Source organism: Streptomyces xanthochromogenes (assembly GCF_014650455.1).
In the GTDB taxonomy this organism is placed as follows: Bacteria; Actinomycetota; Actinomycetes; order Streptomycetales; family Streptomycetaceae; genus Streptomyces; species Streptomyces xanthochromogenes.
The window spans coordinates 362,592-380,375 of record NZ_BMUZ01000003.1 but is presented as its reverse complement, the minus strand read 5'-3'; the positions used below and the strand labels follow the sequence as shown (position 1 = coordinate 380,375).

The window sequence follows — 17,784 nt, the reverse complement described above, 5'->3', positions numbered from 1 at the left end:
CCGGTCGTCCTCGCCCGGTCGGACGGCCCGGGTACTACGCGTGGTCTGCGGGACCATGCGGCGAAGGGGGTGCCTGGGGGAGTCGGTTCGTTACGGCGCCGACGGACGCCTCGGATGCCCGGGGTCACGACCGCGGAGCGTCTCAGCCGTGCCGGGTGAGACGCTCCGGGCGGTTCGGGCCTGAACCGTTTCCCTCGTGCGTGGGTCGGCCGGGACTACCCGAGGGCCGACTCCAGCTGGGCGGCGAAGTCCAGCACCGCGGCGGCGCGGAGGGACCAGGCACGGGCGGTGGGGCGGTGCAGGGTCTGGACGAGCAGGACCGAGCCCTCGGGGCGCGGTTCGATCGTCATCCGGCTTGCGGCCTGCCAGGTGTGGTTCCGGTCGGGGCCCGCCGTGGCCGGCGTCAGAGTGCGGGCCGCGTCGACGAGGTGCGGGTGCCGGTTCAGGCGCACCGCGACCGTGGGGTCTCCGTCGAAACGGGCGGGGACGGACCCGCCGGGCGCGCTCAGTTCGAGGGGATCGGGAACCCGTGGTGCCAGGGGCACCGCATAGAGCAGGTGCCCCAAGCCCAGGCTCCGGCGGAGTCCCGAGCGGCCGGTCAAAACGGAGGCGCGGAGTTCGAAGGGCCTGGGGGACTGGGAGTCGACGTAGAGGAAGCAGTTGGTCGGGGCGGGCATTCCGCTGAACCGTGGGCGCTCCGGCAGAAGGCTTCCGGCCGGTGCACCAGTGCTTTCGGGTGGCAGGACCACGACCAACGGCGGTGCGGTGAGGCCGAGTTCACCCGTCAGTGTCGCGGTGAGGTCGGTTGCGGCCTGCTCCGCGGTTGCGTTCCGGCCGGTCCAGATCGCGGCGGGCATGGGAGGTCTCCTCTGCTCGGTCAGGAAAGGCCGGCGGCTTCCTGGCGGACCTGGGCCGCCTGCTGCCCCTGCCCCCCGGCGTCCAGGAGTTCGCCCAGCCGCCCCAGCGCTGCCCTGCGCTCTGCCCGGAACCGTCCCGGCCGAGCCTCGGTCAGCCTGCGCCACGCGGCGGCGGCCTCCCTTGCTCGGGCCAGCGCCTCGGGCATCCGGCCCTGCGCGGTCAAGTCGTTACGGCTGGCGTCGAGTTGCTGGGCCTGCCGCAGCAGAACCTGAGTCGGGTCCGCGACCGGGGCCGGCGCGGCGGCCTCCTCGCGGGCGACCCTGCGCCTTCGTACAGTCACGCTGATGTATCCGACCAGGGCGATCAGCGCGCCGGTGAGGACGGCGGAGACCAGCTTGTGCAGGAGATCGTTCATGGGGAGACCTGTTCACTCGATGAGGGTGCGCACCTGCCGACACGCACAGGCACGCGATGGGCACACGACCGGCTGTTCGGCGCCCCCGGCCCACTGTGCCGGGAAGCGTTGAAATGGCGGTGAAACCTCGCTGACGTGGGTCCCGCGCGAGGCTGCGGGGGATTCGACGAGCGAGCGGGTCCTGTTCGTGACCGCTCTGCTGCGACGACGTACGGGCTGCCCACATTGCCGGCGTCAACGGGCTTCCCCGCTGCGGCAGTGTTCGACTAGGGCCCAGAACACGAAGACGTTCGGGATCCTGGAGGCCGTCGGGCCGAGTCTGTGCTGCCGGCCGTCGGCCGTGACCGTGAGGAACCCCTCGGCCACGCCGATCCGTTGCACGCGTGGCCACGGCAACGACACCCTTGTGGAACCGACCAGCTCTGTGGTCAGCCAGATGTCACCGAACGAGATGCGCTCCCCGCGGTGGAGCGCCGCCAGGGCGCCGGGCAGCCGGGCACGGGTGACGGCCTGTCGGACCAAGCGTGCCCACGCCTGCGCGTCACCGCCTTCGGGCTCGTCGTACAGCACCAGGCGCTTCTGCTCGACGTCGGTGAGCGTGTGGATGTGGGTGGTACCGGATGGGGAGGAGCCGCGGGGTGCGGTGCTGTGCCGGAACACGGACGTGGTGTCGTAGCGGACGACGTGGATGCGGCCCTTCACGGCAACGGTCATCCCGTGCTCGTACAGGTCAAGTCGTGCGTTCGGGCTCGCCATCCGCAAAGGGGAGCGGCCGTGGTGGGATCGGACCGAGAGGCGACGGATCGCCCAGTACAGGCCGGCCCGGGTACGGGGGCGGTACGCGGTCGACGTACGGCTGGACAGTCTTCTGCCCAGGCGCGCGCGGCCCGCTGCTGCGGAGATCCGCGCCAGCAGCAGCTCTTCCTCACGGGTGCGCGGCACGGGACCGGTCACGGCGTCGCCGGGGGGCGGCCGACATCGGCCCCGTGCATGATCGCCCGGTGCGTCCGATGCAGGAGACGGCTCGGCGCCACCCCCAGCTCGTCGGCAAGTCGGCGACGGGTGCGCTCGAACACGCTCAGCGCGTCGGCCTGCCGTCCACTGAGGGACAGCGCGCGCATCAGCATCGCGCCGACCGGCTCGTCCAGCGGCCGGGCCGCGGCCAGTGCCGACAGCTCGCCGACCGCCTCGGAGTGCCGGCCGAGCCGCAGTTGCAGGTTCAGTTTGCGGAGGGTGAGGCCCGTCTTGTGCTCGGCGAGCCGCAGTCGCTCCAACTCCGCGAACGGGCCCGGAAGTCCGGCCAGCGGTTCGCCACGGAACAGGTCCTGTGCCTGGGCGCAGACGCGCACCGCCTCGGTCAGGTCCCCGGCCCGCTCGGCCGCACCGGCGGCGTCGGCCAGTTCTTCCAGGCGTGTCACGTCCACCTCGACCACGCCGGGGACCAGCCGGTAGCCGCACCGGTCGTGCCGGATCACCGACTCCGTACCGCTCTCCGCCTGGAGGACCTTGCGCAGCCGATAGATGTAGACCGGCACGACTTTGGTGAGGGGCGGCTCCATCCCCCAGATTCCGTCCAGGAGTTCGTCCTTGCTGACGGTCCGGTCCCGGCACAGCGCCAACCTCGCCAGCACGGCCTGTTGTCGGAGGTGACCCAGGTCCACCGGCCGGCCGCCGCGCCATGCCCGCAGCGGGCCGAGCAGGGAGATCCGCACCGGATGTTCGCGGACGGTCGCCCGTTGCGCGGGGAGGGCCGGCACGCGGGGGCCCCGGCCGGGAACGACCAGCCCGCTGTCGAAGGCGAGGACGATGGCAGCGGCCCGGTCGCGGAGCCCGAGCTTGGCGAGGAGCCCGGTCACGAGGACGTCGACCGCGCTCTCCGAGAGGGTCAGGGCGCAGGCGATCTCCCTGTCGGCCAGGCCGCAGCCGACCGCGCGGAGCAACTCGCGTTCTTGGCACGTGAGCTGGGGGTCGGCGGGACGGCCGAGGGCCACGGTCGTCGGCATGCGGGCTCTCCTGGGGTGAGGGGGCGGGCTGTTGCCGTCGACGCTGGTCGTGGGGTGGGGAAACGGACAGGCCGACCGACCGGCCGTATGCGGCCGGTGGCCGCGCTAGAGTCCCTCACCTGGGGAAATCGACATGCCGGGGGGAAGGCCGAGACCCGTGACCAATGAGTTCAGCGCGCTGTTGAAGAGGTTTCGGCGTGAGGCGAACCTGACACAGGAGGCACTGGCGGAGCGTGCCGGAGTGGGCGTCCGCACCATCCGCGGCCTGGAGACCGGCGAGCGCGCCGACCCGCGGATGACCACGGTGCGGCTCCTGGCCGACGCGCTGGAGCTGAGCTCCGAGGGACGCGAGCGGCTGTTGGCGTCCGCCGTCCGCGGGACCGCGGACGGCGACCACCGGGAGGAACCGCCCCCGCAGGCCGGCGCCCCCGGTCCGGTCGCGGGCGGCCTGCCCGTATCGCCGTTGCACCGGGCCCTTGCCGACGTCTGTGACCAGGTCGCGCAGACGGTGGCCGCCCGGTGGCAGCGCGAGGAGGAGCAGCGGCAGGTGCACGACCCCTATCCGCTGCCGGTGCGCTGGCGGCCGGTAGCGGAGGAACTGACCGACCACTGGGCCAACATCCGTCGTCTGCCCCCGGGCAGCAGCCACGGTCCCCTGGAACTGAGTGGGCACGTGGACACGATCGTGGACGTGTACCGGCGAATCCCTTCCGGACGGCTGGTGGTCCTTGGCCGTTCGGGCTCCGGCAAGACGGCTCTCGCCGTCCGGTTCGTCCTGGACCACCTGAAGTCCAAGGGCATCGACGATCCCCTACCGGTGATCTTCAGCGTCGGCTCGTGGGACCCGACCGCCGTCGCGTTCCGGGACTGGCTCGCCTCGCAGCTGATCCGTGATCACCCGGGCCTCGCCGCCTCCGGTCCCGGCGGGGGGAAGCTGGCGGACGCCCTCGTCGAGACCGGCCGAATACTTCCGGTCCTCGACGGCTTCGACGAGATCGCCGACGGCCTGCGCCGACCCGCACTGGAAGCCCTCAACGCCACCACGCTGCCGCTGCTCCTGACGAGCCGTCCGTCCGAGTACGCCGCCGCGGTGGCCGAAACCGATGTCCTCACCTCGGCCGCCGCGGTCGAGCTCTCCGACCTCACCCTGGACGATCTGGCTGCCTACCTGCCGCGCACCACCCGCAAGGCCCGCGCCGGCCATGGCGGTTCGACCGCCTGGGAGCCCGTCCTGAGCGAACTGCGCGAGCGGCCGCACGGCCGGGCCGGTGCCAACCTCGCCGCAGTGCTGACCACCCCGCTGATGGTCACCCTCGCCCGAGCCGTCTACAGCGACACCCCGGGCAGCGACCCGGCATCGCTGCTGGACACCTGTCGCTTCGGCACTCCCGAGGAGCTGGAGGACCACCTCCTCGACAACTTCGTCACGACCGCCTACCGCCCCCGTCCCGAGCAGCGCCTCAACAGCCTGCTCCGCAGCTGGGACCCGGAGCGCGCGCGGTACTGGCTCGGTTATCTGGCCCACCACTTGAACGGCCTCGACACGCCCGACCTGGAGTGGTGGCGCCTCGGCCACGGGGCGGGCCGCGGTACCCGCACCCTGGTGACCGCGCTGGTGATCGGCGTGGCCATCACCCTCGTCGACGGCGTCGCCGGCATCCCCTTCGACCCACTTGCGTACCAGCTTGTGGACGCCCCGGTGGCGGGGCTGTTGGCCGGGCTCCTGTTCGGGCTCGCGTACTGGTTCATGGTCGCGGCCAAGGACGCCGTCGTGGAGCCGTCGGTCGTCCGCGTGAAGCTGCGCGGCAGGCAACGGAGAGCGGGCCGGCGTCCCCTCCGTCGGCTGGTGACCGGGGGGCTCTGCGGCCTGGTGTTCGGCTTCGGATACGGCTTCGTGCGCGGGATGATCAACGGCGTCCTGTTCCACGCCGACCTCGCCGACATCCTGGCCGGCAGCGTGACCGACGGCGCCATCTACAGCCTGATATTCGCCCTCGCGGCCGGACCCACCCTGGGTCTGCTCAGCCTCTTCGAAGCACCTCTGGACATCCGTTCTGCCGTCAATCCACGCAGCCTGCTGCGGACCAACGGACGCACGGCCGTCACCCAACTCCTGTTCTGGGCACCCGCCTTCGGCCTCCTCGTGGGCCTCGGGTCCATGGTGGTGATCCGGCTGGCCGCGGCCGTCCTCGGACCGGTCGTCTGGAACCTCACGGCCGCGCTCAAGCTCGGAGTCATCAGTGGGCTCGGCGGCGCCTTCGGCTACCTGTTCAGTCTGACCTCCTGGGGCCAGTGGACGGTCTTCTCCCGGATCTGGCTGCCGATGACCGGGCGCCTACCCTGGCCGGTCGTCGCCTTCCTCGAAGACGCCTACCAACGAGGCGTACTGCGCCAAGCCGGCGCGGTCTACCAGTTCCGCCACGCCCGCCTCCAGCACCACCTGGCGGGCGCCTACCGCTCACCGCGCCCCGCCAGGGCGGAGCAGGAGTAGGCGACAGCCGCGTCGATCCTGAAGTCCACCCTGAAACCGGGACGTCGCGACGAGGACGCTGCCGGTCGCATGCCAAGCCGGGGGCGGGCGCCGGCGCCCGCCGGTGGCGGAGGCCGACTAGCGTCGTACGTTGAAGCGCAGGTGCAGCACCCTGTCGCCCTGGATCACCAAGTGGGGGTCCTCCAGCAGATGCTCCTCGGCGATGGCGCCGAAGAAGCGCCGGCCCGCCCCGAACACCACCGGGACCACGTCCATCGCCACCTCGTCCACAAGACCCGCCGCGAAGATCTGGGAGCCCGCGTCGCCGGCGTTCACCGCGACGATCCGGTCCCCGGCGAGTTCCTGTGCCTTCCCGATCGCGGCCGTCACATCGTCGACGAAGTGGTAGGACGCCTCGGGGTGCCAGCCCTCCGGCTTCGGCCGGTGCGACACCACCACCACATGATCGCCCGCGGGCGGCCTGCCCTCCCAGCCGTTGACCTGGTCGAACAGGTTGCGGCCCATCACAATGGTGCCGATCGACTCCCACGTCGACCGCACGTAGTCCGCCGAGGCGCGAGACACCTTGAACGGACTTCCCGACCCGGAGTGGTCGAACTCGTCGCCCTTGCCGACGACGATCGGCACGTCCCCGCTGAAGTACCACTCGTGCAGGGGGCCCACCTCGCCCTTCTCGTCGGCGATGAATCCGTCCACCGACACCACACTCTGCAGGATTACCGTGCCCACGGGGGCCTCCTCGTCATCTGCTCGCGATTGCACCGCAATTCTTGCGTGGCGCGGCGGCCGCGGCATGTAAGAAATCACTCGTCGGGTATCGGGCCGAAATCCTGTGGACCTTGCGGCTCGGTGGGAAATCTACGCCGCAGGGCCAGGTACTCGGTCGGCGTGTACCCGGTGAATTCCTTGAACTCCCTGCTGAAGTGCGCGTGGTCGAAGTACCCGGCGGACTGGGCGAGTTCCGACCAGTCGACGGGGCGCAGCGCGTCCACGGACACGATCAGGCGGGCGAACCGGTAGATCCGCGCCATGCGCTTCGGGGTGACGCCGGTATGGGCCTTGAACATGCCGGTCAGATGGTTGCCGCTGACCCCGGCCCGGTGGGCCAGCGCCCCGACGGGGAAGGCGCCGTGCGACGCCTCCAGCAGGGCGCCCGTGTGCTGGACCAGGTCGAGCCCGCGGGGCGGCGCCTCGGCGAGCAGCGAGCACAGTTCCTCCTCCACCATCCGCAAAGTCGCGGCGGCCGGAGCGACGTCCCCGGCCCGCTCGCGGATTCGGTTCACCGACCGCTGCCAGGGGGCGTCGACAGGTGCCCATCGATCGCGGAGTTCGGCTGCCGACATGCTGGTGAACGGGGACATTCCCCATGGTTTGAAATGCACCCCGAGGAGCCGAACCGACTCCGGGTACTCGAAGAAGAACGGCCGGGTCCACATGCCCATGAACCATCCGTCGGTGAGCACTGCCGGTGCCATCGAGAGGTCGGAGTCCCACAGGCGGACCGGCGCGCCCAGGTGAAGGAACAGATGTGCCGACGGCATCGGCGGTACGCGCATCAGCCGGTGGCTGGGCCGGCCGGTCAGGCAGTAGATGTCGTCGATGAACCGGTCGAGCGGCGCGGCGGGCGCCCGGCTCACGTATTCCATGGCTCCAGTGTCGCCGCCGGACAGGACGGCCGCCATGGTTCTGGTCGCCGGTACCTCGCTTCGATCAGCGACGACCGCCCGATGCCCAACCCCGCTCGGGCCCCGAGCGGCACCCTCAGCCCGATCTCGGGCTTCCGCGACGCGAGCGCCCCCACTCGGGCTGTCTGCAACGCACGCCCGGTCTTGCGGCGGGCTCAGGCATTCGATGAGCGCCGGGTAGCTGCGCACGTCGGCGTTCACAGCTCTCAGGGGCCTAGGGCGCCGCTCAGTGCTCGTGGTCCGCGGTCGCCCGACGGATGTGTGACGTGCGGGGCGGGTCGGCTGATCAGAGACGGGCGGCCCCGAGCCCGGCGGCCTGAAGGGCGTCAGGCGACCGGTGGAGCGCCTCGTTCCGTCCGCTCGATCAGGAGAGCCGCACGGAGCTGCCGGGCCGCGACAGCGGGTGTGAGGCCGATGAGGTTCGCGGCTTCCTGATACGTGTGTCCGCCGAGCAGCGTCAGGCCCAGGAGCGCCTCACGGGGTGCGGGTGGGCGTGTCGGCAGGGGCAGCACTGCTGGTGGCCGCGTGGCGGCGCGGGGCTCGGATGCGAGCGGAGTGCATGCCGCCCGCCACAGTCCGGCGGCCAGATGCCTGCGCTGGGCGCGCGGGTCCTCCTCTGCGGCGCCAGGGAGATTTCCAAGGCGGCTCATCGCGACGACGAACACGTCGTCCGCCGTGGAGGCGTCCTGACACAGAAGGTGGGCGAGCTCGTACAGGGGGTGAGCATGGCGGTCGTACAGAGCGCCGAGCTCGGTGGTCGTCCGCCGCCCCCGGTCGCCCCTGCGGGGGGCGGAACGGCTGTGCTCCCGAAGGGGCACCGTGTTCGGGAGGATGTGATTCATGATCTGCACCGCCTCGGGCCGTAAGAATCGGGCGGCCGGGGGCTGGGGCGCTTGACTCCACCCTAGACCTCCGTGTCCAACGCTGCCGGAACCCCGCTGCGAGCCTGATGGCTTGAACTGGCTAGGGCCGTCGCCTCCGCTCGATGTGACCACCCCCACCCGTCGTTCCCGTAGGGAGGGGGTGCGCGCATCGCGCCTTCTTCCGGAACCAGGAGTTGATTGCGGGTCCGCTGTGTCGGAGGTGTCCCGTACGACGTCAACGGCCGCCTTCGTGATCGTCAACTCGGCTTGCGGGGCGGCGTGTTGACGCCATCCGATACGTCGGCTCCTTGAAGGGTCCTGGCCGTGCCGACCATGCTCCCGCCGCATGAGAGCGCTCTCAGGCAGGGGGCGCCGCAACGGGAACGAGGCATCACCTCATGAGACTTGCGCGATGGAGTGGAGTCGTGACCGCCGCTGTGGTCGGTCTCGCGTTCGGCAGTGGTACGGCGCACGCGGACATACCCATCGGCCAGCCGATGTCGGGAAAGGCCACGTACTACAACGACAAGGGTTACGGAGCGTGCGGCACGCTCATCGACGCGTCGAATCAGGACCTGGTCGCCGTGTCGCCCGCCTGGTGGACCACCGCGAACCCGAACAACGACCCACTGTGCAAGGGTATTTCGGTCCAGGTGACCTACCAGGGCAAGACGATCAGGATTCCGGTCCGGGACAAGTGCCTGTCCTGCGACTCGACCCACATCGACCTCAGCCAGACCGCGTTCCGCAAGTTCGCGCCGCTGGACGTCGGTGTGATCAACGGGATCACCTGGAAGTTCGTCAAGTAGCCCTTTGCTCAACCCTGTTGATCCCCGCCGGGGCCGCCGGGCGTGCCGGCCCTGCTGTACGCGCACCTCGCACGCCGGATGCGACGCCCGTTACGCCGGAATCACGCGATAGCTGAGCATGGCCCACGGGAGGTCGGACTGTGCGAGGGATCCGCTGGCCCACGGGTAGGTGCCGGTGCAGTGGGCCCCGGAGTACAGCAGCAGGGACGCGGAGCCGTTGACGACCTGTACGGAGCGGGAGGGCTCCGACAGCGTGTGACACGTGCCGAGGTCGGTGAGGTCGACCGTCGACACCGTGCCGGTGCCGTGCGTGCCCGTATAGAGAAAGGCGCCCTCCTGCAGCGGAGGCCAGCCGGCCGCGTCCGCCGTCCCCGCCCCCAGACCGGCCAGGGCCGCGGCCAGGGTGGCGGCGGCCATGGCGCTACGGATCTTCGCCTTCGGGATGAACATGCGGCAGCCTTTCGGGTGGGGTACGAGACCGGCCGCGTCTTGGGTCGACCCGTTGATCGAGCGTGACCAGTGGCGCGCACTCTTGCATGTTCAACGATGTGTCGGTGAGAGCGAATTCAGTCACAGGTGCTGTGACGGAGCGGAGAGGCCGATGGTCGAGCGCGCTGAACTCGCTCTCCAGGCAGACCCCTCGCGTCGGAAGATGACGGAGGTGGAGCTCCCGGGATCGCAGGGATACGCGCCGCTACCTTTTCTGCGGTCAACTCTCAGGAAGGCAGGCTCCGTTCGGGCGCTCGGGCGCTCGGGCGTCGGCAGAAGCCAGGACGAACCACCGTGAGGGCACTTCGATGCGCAGCCCTTCGGCGGTGTGCTCCGTGGTGACGAGTGGGAGGGCGCCCTCGGCGAGCACGTCCAGGCCGGCGTTGCTGAGCAGCTCCACCAGGCCGGTGTCGGAGACCTCGCCCGGCGCGATGCCGTGCGCGAAGACGGGGCGGAGTTTGGGCGGCGGCCCCTGTGGATGCCGGGCCAGGTCGGTCAGTACGCGCTTGGCGCCCTCGGCGAGTTCCACCACGAATGCCCGGCCCCGCGCACCGAGGAGCGTTGCCACGGCGTCGGCGACCGGCTGGCGGTCGGCCGGGTCGCACTGGTGCAGGACGCCGCGTACGTACACGTTGGCATCACCGAGCCGGGCGTGCAGATCGTGGACGGCTCGCGTGTCGGTGGCGTCCAGTTGCTCGAAGCGGGCCGTACCGTCCGTGTCCTGGCTGCGGGCGCGCTCCACGGCGGTGTGCGAGAGGTCGACCCCGATGACGTCGGGATAGTGGGCCGCGAGGTAGCGGGTCTGGGTGCCGTTGCCGCAGCCGAGGTCCACCAGGGGCAGCTCGGGCCGGTCGATGCGGGCGGCGAAGCGGGTGAGGTGGGGAGCGACGGTGAGGGCCGGGTCCGCGTCCCAGAGGACCGCGCCCGTCTCGTCCGGCGCTTCGCGCCAGAAACCCTCCCACGAGTCCCGGTACTTGCTCGTCACGCTCATGGCGGCTCCCAGGGCAGTACGCAATGTCAAGATCGGTGTACCGCGCGCACGCATGCCGGACAAGCACCCGCCCGATACTTTCACCGGACGTTCGAGCAGGGTCCGCCGAACGGGGTGTGCCGGGCCGTGACGGGCGGACCGGGCCAGCCCCCTGCGCCGAATGACGACGCGGCCTTCTGCCGGGCAGTGCAGCCGTGCCGCGTGCGGGTGACGGACATGAGCTGTTCGTCCTCGCCATGCTGACGCCGAAGCGGCGATACCGGGAAGGTCATCGACACCGGTACTCGGAAACCGAGCGGTGATCCAACGCGTCCCGTGGCTCGTAGGATCGGTCGCTGTACTGCACGGACTAGGGGGATCGGGCCAAAGTGCTCTACACGGAACGGTCGTGGAATCCGCTCGCGCGGACCGTCGAGCTGACGGACGACGAACTGCGTCGCGGCGGCAGAATCACACCGCTGAGCGAGCTGAACCTCCCGGCCATGGCGGAGGCGTACCACCGCGGCCACTGGCTCGGCGGTGGCGGAGCGGAACGCCCACTGGAGCGGCTGGCAGCGGGCAGCGGAGTCGTCCCGGTCACCCGCGTGACCGGCACCACGGCCCTCGTCAAGGTGCGCCAGGCGGCCGACTTCGCCCAGGCACTGGGGGAGTTGGCGGTGCGGCAGTGTGGTGGACCGGCGCAGATGAACGCCCTGACGGAGCGGGCGCGGGCGGAGGGAGTGCCGCTGTGGATGGCCCGGAGATGCGCACAGGGGCCCGCGGGACCGGTGGCCGTGGCGGTGGACCGCCGGCTGGTGCGCGTGGACGTGTGGGGGCCGAGCGCTCCCGTCGTACGGATACGGGCGCCGCACGGATTCCTCGGCGCCACGGCCGACCAGGGGCCGGGACTGCGGATGACCGTCGGGGACGTACCCGCTGCCCTGGTCCTGAGGACGAAGCTGCGCAAGTCCAAGAGCTACGTGCAGGCCCGACTCCCAAGGGAGGTCTGGGAGTTGCGACGGGCGGACCACGAGAGCTCCTGGTTGCTGCGCGGCGAGCGCAGAGTCGCCCGCATACAGCGGCCGCCGCGACGCCCGCACCGCGATCCCGACGCGGTGCTCGTGCCTCTGGCACCTGTGCACTACGAAAGCCAGGACCCGCTGGACGCGGTCATGGCCCAGGCGTTCGCGGTGTCCTTCGCCGTAGGCGACACCACCGGCGCGGCTCGCTTCCGGCTGCCGGGCCGGCAAGCCCGATCCGGCGGCGAGCCGGTCGCCACCGACGAGGGCTGGGACCGCCCGTGGTTCAGCAACCTGGGCCACAGCGGCGACGACAACGAACCGGGAGGTTCGGACGGCTGGGGTTCGGACGGAGGAGACGGAGGCGATGGAGGTGGGGGAGACAGCGGGGGCGATGGGGGTGACTAGGGGCTGCGTGGCGGGTCGGTGACGAACCGAGCGGTGAACTCGCTCTCGGGCAGGTGGCACGCGGGGGTCTCAGTGACTACGACCGGCCCCTGGTCTGCCGCCCCGGGCACCCGGCGCGGCAGACCCGCCGCCTACGGGGCGATGATCACCTGGAAGGGCTCGCCGTCGAGGATGCGGTCGGACCGCACCGCCGCGCCGAATTCCTTACTGCCCGCATCCACGTTGTCCTTGTTGGTGACGTGGCCGCGTACACAGGGCGCGTTTGCTTTGACATTGCCGTTGCGCAGGACCTTGACGTTGCTCACGTCCCATACGTCGCCCACTTGTTGGGGGAGGATGTCCACGCACATGGTGCCCGCCTTGCCGCCCTCCTGAGTCGCGGCGAAGGGGAACTCGTCACAGGAGTCGTCCGGCACCGAAGGGTCTTTGACGAATTTGTCCGGCGCCCGATTGCAGGTGAGGTCTCTGCTGCGATTCTTTTCCTCTTCGGTCATTTTCTTGTAGTGCAGTGGTTTGCTTTTGGTGCCCATGCTGAGGGTGGTCAGGTTTTTCTGTGCCCACTCGTAGGTGATGGCGGCGGCCCGGTAGAGGGACCTGCGGACGGTCACATTGGCCATGTGCTCCGGGATGACGCAGCCCGTCCATTCGCCGGTCTTGCCGTCACAGCGTATCTGGGGGCCGACCCAGTCGGTGTTCTTGGGCGGCAGGACCTCCCCGGGGACCTGGAGGTTCATGACCACGTGGTATTGGATCTGGACGAGCGCTTCGGCGTCCGGGCCGACCGGAGAGTTGTAGTCGATGGTTCCGCCGACGTGTTCATCGACTTTCGACAGCTTCGCCACGAGGGGTGCCGACGCAGAGCACTGTCCGGTGCAGATGGTCTGCAATGCCAGTTCCACGGCGGGAATGTTGTCCGTCTTGCTGTCCAGGGTGACGATCACGCTCTCTTTCCAGTTGGAATGCGGCACGGCCTTGAGTTTGGAGTAGATGTAGAGCCTGCCCTTGGCGGAGCCGATCTCCTCCTTCTGGTCGGGGCCGTAGTAGGTCCACCTCAATTCTCTTTCAATGCAGTAGACGAGGCGGGTGGAGTTTTCGGGGGGCTCTTTGCCGCACAGGGCTTCCGGGCTTTCCGGGTCCGGTGGGTCGTCGAGGGGAGCGGGGGCGAGAGCATGTGCGGTGGCGGGGGCGGGGGCAGCCGCCCCGGGCTTGGCCTCGTAGCAGGCCCACGCCGCGCCCTTGGGAGCCTCGCTGCCGGAGGGGACGGCCGTGCAGGTGCCGTGGCCCTGGGGGGCGGGCCGGGCCGTGGTCCGGGCAGCGGCGGCCGAGGAGGTTCCCAAGGCCAGCAGGGCGGCGGTGAGGGCCAGTGAGGCTATCGTCGCCAGTAGTCGTCCGACGTGTTCGTGGTGGCGATGTAAACGCCGCAAGGGCATGTTCGTTTTCTCCTTGTGCTTCCGATTGGCGCGGTTTCGTGCCTGCGCTGGATGCGCTCGGGGCTCGTGCGGACGCTGCCGGGTCGAGCGCTGGGACCGCCGTTCCCGCTTCGGGCTCTTCGCCCGACGCCGTCCGGCTCGATTCGCTGAATCCCCTTCTGCTGACCCGACTTTGGCTGTGCCCAAACGTTCATAGGGTCGTTCACGCCGACGCGCAAATATTCAAGGCGCCCCGGCTGCCGGAGGTCATCGGTTTCAGAATGGGCAAGTTGACCGAATGTCGTGACGGCATGGTGGCAGTCGGCTGCATCGACGGATGAATGAGAGGCCGGTCCCGCGGTCCCTGGTCGTCGAGGTGACAGCAGCAGAATCACGACCGAAACCGTCAATATCCGCGGCGCCGAAGGGGGATCTTAGTCCCGCGGATGAAATCCTGATGAATCACGGGCACGTCAAGGCATCCCTACAGCCCATCAAGGGACATGCATTTCGCCTCGGACCGGCTGATTCCGTCATCGTCACCGCATCGCCGCCGACGCTAAATTCGCACTGATCGACCACCAGTCACCACCACACAACTGGCAGAGCTCCGGCTTGGGGTCGACATGACGCCCGGCCAGGGAAAGGGCATGATGAGCCACTTGAGATCTTCCGGCCGCTGGGCCAGAGGGCTGGTCGCCCTCACCGCGACCGCCGCATCGACGCTTGCCGCCATAACTGCCGTGGCCGGCCCCGCCGCCGCGGCAGGGCATCTGCAACCCGCCACAACCGCGGGCCAGCCGAAGGCCGGCGACGCCTGCACCTCCGCCGATCTCGGTACCCGCCACCCGATCATCAAGACCGCCGAAGTCACCCCCACCATCACGCACTTCAAGGGCTGGTACGTCACCCAGGGCTCGACCGGCAACCAGAGCGTCAGCACGAACACCACGGAGACCATCTCCGTCTCCGTCGGCCTCAACGGCACCGTGCAGGGCAGCTTCGCCGTCGAGACCCTCGGCTCTGTCGGTGCAAGCCTGGGCCTGAATGTCCAGGTCAACTACACCCAGACGTCCAGCACCAACAAGACGATCTCGTGGAACTTCTTCCAGCCCGGCTACTACGGCCTGTACGAGGGGACGAAGAAGGTCACCGGCACCTACGGCAGCCTCAACTGCAACCGCTCGAATGCGGGCGGCCTCAAGTGGACCGAGGGCCCCGACACCGGCAGCTACACCACCTTCACCACGCTCGAAGAAGGCGCGGTGCGCTGCGAGGACAAGGTCCCCGCCAACAGCATCATGGCCAAGGCCCAGGGCCTGCTGGACTGCGGATCCCCCGCCGCCGCAGCGAAGCACCCGGCAGGTCCCGTCCCCTCGGCCAAGGCCGACCAGGCCAAGCGCGACGCCGACAGCGCGGCCGCGGCGGCCAAGGCCGTCCAGAGCATGAAGGCCGCCCAGGCGGCCAAGCCCGCCATGCGGGCCGCCGCCCTGAACTGCCAATCCGCCGTCTACCGGATCGACGTTCCCGGCAAGCCGTTGAACTGGAGCGCACCGCTCCTGGCCAACGATGGCATCCGCCTGCGCGAATCGAACTTCTTCAGCGCCCACCTCGACAACTGGCGGCTGTGCAATGTGACGGAGAACAACGGAGTCATCGAAGCGTCGCTGTGGAACTGGGGCAACGGCGGTTGTGCGACGATCCCGGCTGACATCGCCAACCTGGAGCAGGCCTACCTGACGACGGCCACCTGCGGGGAGGACGACCTCCAGCGGTTCTACATCTACCGCGACGTGCCCGGCAGCACGAAGATCGGTCTGCAGAACAAGTACACCGGCTCCATGATGGGCCACGACCGGTACGCGGACGGTGAGTTGATCCGTCAGTACTCCAGCGGCAGGCAGGACGGCACCGGCACGTACACGCTGACCGCAGTCTGACGATCCCCACCGAGTGAGCGCGGCTCCGCACGTGAACCCCGGCCTACCCGGTTCCGTGCGGGGCCCTGCGCGTCTCCACCCCGAGCCCGGCCTCGGAAACCGCCGCCCGCGGCCGAACGTCCCCCCTCTTCATGCGGCGAACGCCTGCCAAGGTGGTTCGCGCTTCGACCCGACGACAGAAGCGAGCTCAACTCATGCGTATGCGGGGCCTGTTGGCGGTGGCCGACGAGTTCCCGACCCGGTTCGTCGCCTACCCATCAGGCAGGCACCCTGGGGGAGGGGAACTGCGTCCGGTCCTGAACGGTTCTCTTCCGGGACGCCGACCGGAAGCGCTGCCTCCGCAGGGGTGGTTCCTTGCGTGGCGGGCCATGCGCCCGATAGGTGTCCGGGGCGTGCTGGACCCGGCGCGGTCGCTGACGGAGACCGCGCCGAGCGCATCGTGTGGTCCGCCCGCCGCACCTGACCTGGAACCTTGCGCCCGGGATACGCGCGAGCGCCGGGGACGTCTGCCTTTCGGACGCCACGCGGCCCTGTGGTCCGCCCGCCCCCGGCACGAACGGACCCGGAGATGAATCGGAATAAGTGGGTATGAGTTCCAGCGCAGTGGTTCGCAGAAGCAATCGCGCTTCGGCGACCTGACACCGAAGACCTGGGAGCGATGTATCCATGGCCGAATTCCTGACCGACATCAAGACGATCCGGGACCGGGCGCGTCAGCAGATCGACCAGGGACCTGTGACCGATGCCTACGGGGCCGACCTCGAACGCGTACTGGTCGTGCTCAACGAGGCGCTCGCCACGGAAATCGTCTGCACCCTCCGCTACAAGCGGCACTACTACACGGCCTCCGGGCTCTACTCCGAGCCGGTCGCCGCCGAGTTCCTGGAGCACGCGCAGGAGGAACAGCAGCACGCGGACAAGCTCGCGGAGCGCATCGTGCAACTGGGCGGCGAACCCGACTTCAACCCGGACACGCTCACCTCGCGTTCCCACGCCGAGTACGACGCCAGCACCGACCTGATCGAGATGATCAAGGAGGATCTGATCGCGGAGCGCGTCGCCGTGGCGTCGTACACCGAGATCGTGCAGTGGCTCGGCAACGGGGACGTGACCACCCGTCGGGTCTTCGAGGAGCTGCTGGCACAGGAGGAGGAGCACGCGGACGACCTGCGCGGCCTCCTGGAGCGCATCCCCGGCGACCGCCGCTCCTGATGCTCGCCGGGCGGACCCGTCGTCGTACCCCGAAGCACCGCGGGCACGTCGAGGGTCCGCCCGCAGCCGAGCCCGCCCATCCGGCGGAGCTGCTGTAGCAGCGCGCGCAGGCGGGCCCGGGCGGGACGTGGATGGGGTGGCCGGGACGGGGCAGGTGCGGGGTATGGGCGACGAAGCCGCGACACGGCAACACGATGGACCGGGCACGGACTACCGCTGCGCATTCGTCCTGGGCGGAGGCGGGGCGCTCGGCGCCTACGAAGTCGGGATGCTCAGGGCGCTGATCGAGGCCGGAATCCGCCCGGACCTGGTGGTCGGGACGTCCGTGGGCGCGATCAACGGCGCGGCCATCGCGGCAGAGCCCACGATGCGGGCCGTGACCCAATTGGGTGAGCTGTGGGGGAGCCTGGGGCGCTCGGGCGTCTTCTCCGGCTCGGTGCTCCAGCGCCTCCGGCTCGCCGCCCGCAACCGGACCCACGTCTACTCCTCCGCACCCCTGCGCGAGCTCCTGGAGACCTGGCTTCCGGCGCGGCGCATCGAGGACCTCGATGTGCCCTTCCAGTGCGTCGCGGCCGGCATCGAGAGCGCCGCCGAGCACTGGTTCACCCAGGGTCCCCTGGTTCCCGCGGTGATGGCCTCGTGCGCGGTACCCGGCCTGTTGCCGCCGCTCGAAGTCGACGGCGAGCACTTCTTCGACGGCGGTCTGATCAACAGCATCCCCGTGGGCCGTGCCGTCGCCGCCGGAGCCCGCACCGTCTACGTGCTGCAGGTCGGGCGCATCGAGCAGCCGCTGCAAGTTCCCCGGGCACCCTGGGAGGTGGCCTCCGTGGCCTTCGAGATCGCCCGCCGCCACCGTTTCACCCGGGACATGACCGACCTGCCCGAAGGCGTCGAGGTGCACCTGCTGCCCACGGGGGCGGCGTCCGGCAAGGGGGAGGACCTCGCGGGCCGGAAGTTCCGGCACCGCGACTTCGGCCTCTCCGGGCGGCGCATGGATTTGGCGTACGAAGCGACGGCCGCCTACTTGGAAGCCGCCGGCAAGTCCGGCGCAGAGAGGAAGCCCCGTACGGACGAAGCGCGCGGAGGCGGCAGCGGAGTGGATGAACCGCGTACGCACGAATCGCGCGGGACCGGAAGCGGCCTGGTCGTACCGCGTACGGACGAAGCCCCGTGAGCGGCGCCGTCGGCCCACGTGATGTGGCCAGACGATGTG

16 protein-coding genes are annotated in these 17,784 nt (G+C 69.9%); 6 read left to right on the top strand and 10 right to left on the bottom strand.

Annotated elements, in window-relative coordinates:
* Positions 1-215 precede the first annotated feature (215 nt).
* The 4 genes from IE267_RS09020 to IE267_RS09005 form a co-directional block, all read right to left on the bottom strand.
* On the bottom strand, positions 216-857 hold the full coding sequence (locus IE267_RS09020) for a hypothetical protein (RefSeq protein ID WP_189762756.1): 642 nt from the start codon (positions 855-857) through the stop codon (positions 216-218).
* Between the two features lie 20 nt (positions 858-877).
* A complete protein-coding gene (locus IE267_RS09015; RefSeq protein ID WP_189762755.1) occupies positions 878-1,273 on the bottom strand; it encodes a hypothetical protein in 396 nt (131 codons plus the stop codon).
* A gap of 234 nt (positions 1,274-1,507) precedes the next feature.
* Entirely contained in the window at positions 1,508-2,227 is a 720-nt protein-coding gene (locus tag IE267_RS09010) for a DUF6585 family protein (protein ID WP_189762754.1), read from the bottom strand.
* Entirely contained in the window at positions 2,224-3,276 is a 1,053-nt protein-coding gene (locus IE267_RS09005) for a BTAD domain-containing putative transcriptional regulator (RefSeq protein WP_189762753.1), read from the bottom strand. The genes IE267_RS09010 and IE267_RS09005 overlap by 4 nt, the downstream gene beginning before the upstream one ends.
* Positions 3,277-3,433: 157 nt before the next feature.
* Here IE267_RS09005 and IE267_RS09000 point away from each other — a divergent pair, with 157 nt between their 5' ends.
* On the top strand, positions 3,434-5,767 hold the full coding sequence (locus IE267_RS09000; RefSeq protein WP_189762752.1) for an NACHT domain-containing protein: 2,334 nt from the start codon (positions 3,434-3,436) through the stop codon (positions 5,765-5,767).
* Between the two features lie 117 nt (positions 5,768-5,884).
* Here the strand turns inward: IE267_RS09000 and IE267_RS08995 are convergent, their stop codons facing one another.
* The 3 genes from IE267_RS08995 to IE267_RS08985 all read right to left on the bottom strand — a co-directional run bounded on the left by IE267_RS08995 (position 5,885) and on the right by IE267_RS08985 (position 8,294).
* Positions 5,885-6,496, bottom strand: coding sequence for a dihydrofolate reductase family protein (locus IE267_RS08995; RefSeq protein ID WP_189762751.1), 612 nt, complete (start codon positions 6,494-6,496; stop codon positions 5,885-5,887).
* Between the two features lie 74 nt (positions 6,497-6,570).
* Positions 6,571-7,413, bottom strand: coding sequence for a helix-turn-helix domain-containing protein (locus IE267_RS08990; RefSeq protein WP_189762750.1), 843 nt, complete (start codon positions 7,411-7,413; stop codon positions 6,571-6,573).
* A 365-nt stretch (positions 7,414-7,778) separates the two neighbouring features.
* Positions 7,779-8,294: a hypothetical protein gene (locus IE267_RS08985; protein ID WP_189762749.1), complete on the bottom strand. Its 516-nt coding sequence runs from the start codon at positions 8,292-8,294 to the stop codon at positions 7,779-7,781.
* A gap of 419 nt (positions 8,295-8,713) precedes the next feature.
* Between IE267_RS08985 and IE267_RS08980 the strand changes: the two genes are divergently transcribed.
* Positions 8,714-9,124: a cysteine/serine endopeptidase inhibitor gene (locus tag IE267_RS08980; RefSeq protein WP_167161016.1), complete on the top strand. Its 411-nt coding sequence runs from the start codon at positions 8,714-8,716 to the stop codon at positions 9,122-9,124.
* A 90-nt stretch (positions 9,125-9,214) separates the two neighbouring features.
* Here IE267_RS08980 and IE267_RS08975 read toward each other — a convergent pair whose 3' ends face one another.
* Positions 9,215-9,574 (bottom strand): hypothetical protein, encoded by a 360-nt coding sequence (locus tag IE267_RS08975; protein ID WP_189762748.1) that lies wholly within the window; start codon positions 9,572-9,574, stop codon positions 9,215-9,217.
* Between the two features lie 259 nt (positions 9,575-9,833).
* Positions 9,834-10,604 (bottom strand): class I SAM-dependent methyltransferase, encoded by a 771-nt coding sequence (locus IE267_RS08970; protein ID WP_189762747.1) that lies wholly within the window; start codon positions 10,602-10,604, stop codon positions 9,834-9,836.
* A gap of 368 nt (positions 10,605-10,972) precedes the next feature.
* Here IE267_RS08970 and IE267_RS08965 point away from each other — a divergent pair, with 368 nt between their 5' ends.
* A complete protein-coding gene (locus tag IE267_RS08965) occupies positions 10,973-12,010 on the top strand; it encodes a hypothetical protein (RefSeq protein ID WP_189762746.1) in 1,038 nt (345 codons plus the stop codon).
* 131 nt (positions 12,011-12,141) lie between these two features.
* On the opposite strand, the gene IE267_RS08960 is transcribed toward IE267_RS08965, so the two are convergent.
* A complete protein-coding gene (locus IE267_RS08960; protein WP_189762745.1) occupies positions 12,142-13,440 on the bottom strand; it encodes a NucA/NucB deoxyribonuclease domain-containing protein in 1,299 nt (432 codons plus the stop codon).
* Between the two features lie 632 nt (positions 13,441-14,072).
* Here IE267_RS08960 and IE267_RS08955 point away from each other — a divergent pair.
* From IE267_RS08955 to IE267_RS08945, 3 genes are all read left to right on the top strand, one after another.
* Entirely contained in the window at positions 14,073-15,359 is a 1,287-nt protein-coding gene (locus tag IE267_RS08955) for a hypothetical protein (RefSeq protein WP_240361785.1), read from the top strand.
* Between the two features lie 666 nt (positions 15,360-16,025).
* Positions 16,026-16,571: a ferritin-like domain-containing protein gene (locus tag IE267_RS08950; RefSeq protein WP_161253871.1), complete on the top strand. Its 546-nt coding sequence runs from the start codon at positions 16,026-16,028 to the stop codon at positions 16,569-16,571.
* A gap of 163 nt (positions 16,572-16,734) precedes the next feature.
* Positions 16,735-17,745 carry a patatin-like phospholipase family protein gene (locus tag IE267_RS08945; RefSeq protein ID WP_189762744.1) on the top strand — a complete coding sequence of 337 codons (1,011 nt, stop codon included), beginning with the start codon at positions 16,735-16,737 and terminating at the stop codon, positions 17,743-17,745.
* Positions 17,746-17,784 lie beyond the last annotated feature (39 nt).

Excerpts from the sequence above, each read along its gene's own strand:
- IE267_RS08950 (WP_161253871.1), top strand. The coding sequence starts at position 16,026 with ATGGCCGAATTCCTGACCGACATCAAGACGATCCGGGACCGGGCGCGT.
- IE267_RS09005 (WP_189762753.1), bottom strand. The coding sequence starts at position 3,276 with ATGCCGACGACCGTGGCCCTCGGCCGTCCCGCCGACCCCCAGCTCACG.
- IE267_RS08945 (WP_189762744.1), top strand. The coding sequence starts at position 16,735 with ATGGGCGACGAAGCCGCGACACGGCAACACGATGGACCGGGCACGGAC.
- IE267_RS08960 (WP_189762745.1), bottom strand. The coding sequence starts at position 13,440 with ATGCCCTTGCGGCGTTTACATCGCCACCACGAACACGTCGGACGACTA.
- IE267_RS08985 (WP_189762749.1), bottom strand. The coding sequence starts at position 8,294 with ATGAATCACATCCTCCCGAACACGGTGCCCCTTCGGGAGCACAGCCGT.
- IE267_RS08970 (WP_189762747.1), bottom strand. The coding sequence starts at position 10,604 with ATGAGCGTGACGAGCAAGTACCGGGACTCGTGGGAGGGTTTCTGGCGC.
- IE267_RS08975 (WP_189762748.1), bottom strand. The coding sequence starts at position 9,574 with ATGTTCATCCCGAAGGCGAAGATCCGTAGCGCCATGGCCGCCGCCACC.
- IE267_RS09020 (WP_189762756.1), bottom strand. The coding sequence starts at position 857 with ATGCCCGCCGCGATCTGGACCGGCCGGAACGCAACCGCGGAGCAGGCC.
- IE267_RS09015 (WP_189762755.1), bottom strand. The coding sequence starts at position 1,273 with ATGAACGATCTCCTGCACAAGCTGGTCTCCGCCGTCCTCACCGGCGCG.
- IE267_RS08980 (WP_167161016.1), top strand. The coding sequence starts at position 8,714 with ATGAGACTTGCGCGATGGAGTGGAGTCGTGACCGCCGCTGTGGTCGGT.
- IE267_RS08990 (WP_189762750.1), bottom strand. The coding sequence starts at position 7,413 with ATGGAATACGTGAGCCGGGCGCCCGCCGCGCCGCTCGACCGGTTCATC.
- IE267_RS08955 (WP_240361785.1), top strand. The coding sequence starts at position 14,073 with ATGAGCCACTTGAGATCTTCCGGCCGCTGGGCCAGAGGGCTGGTCGCC.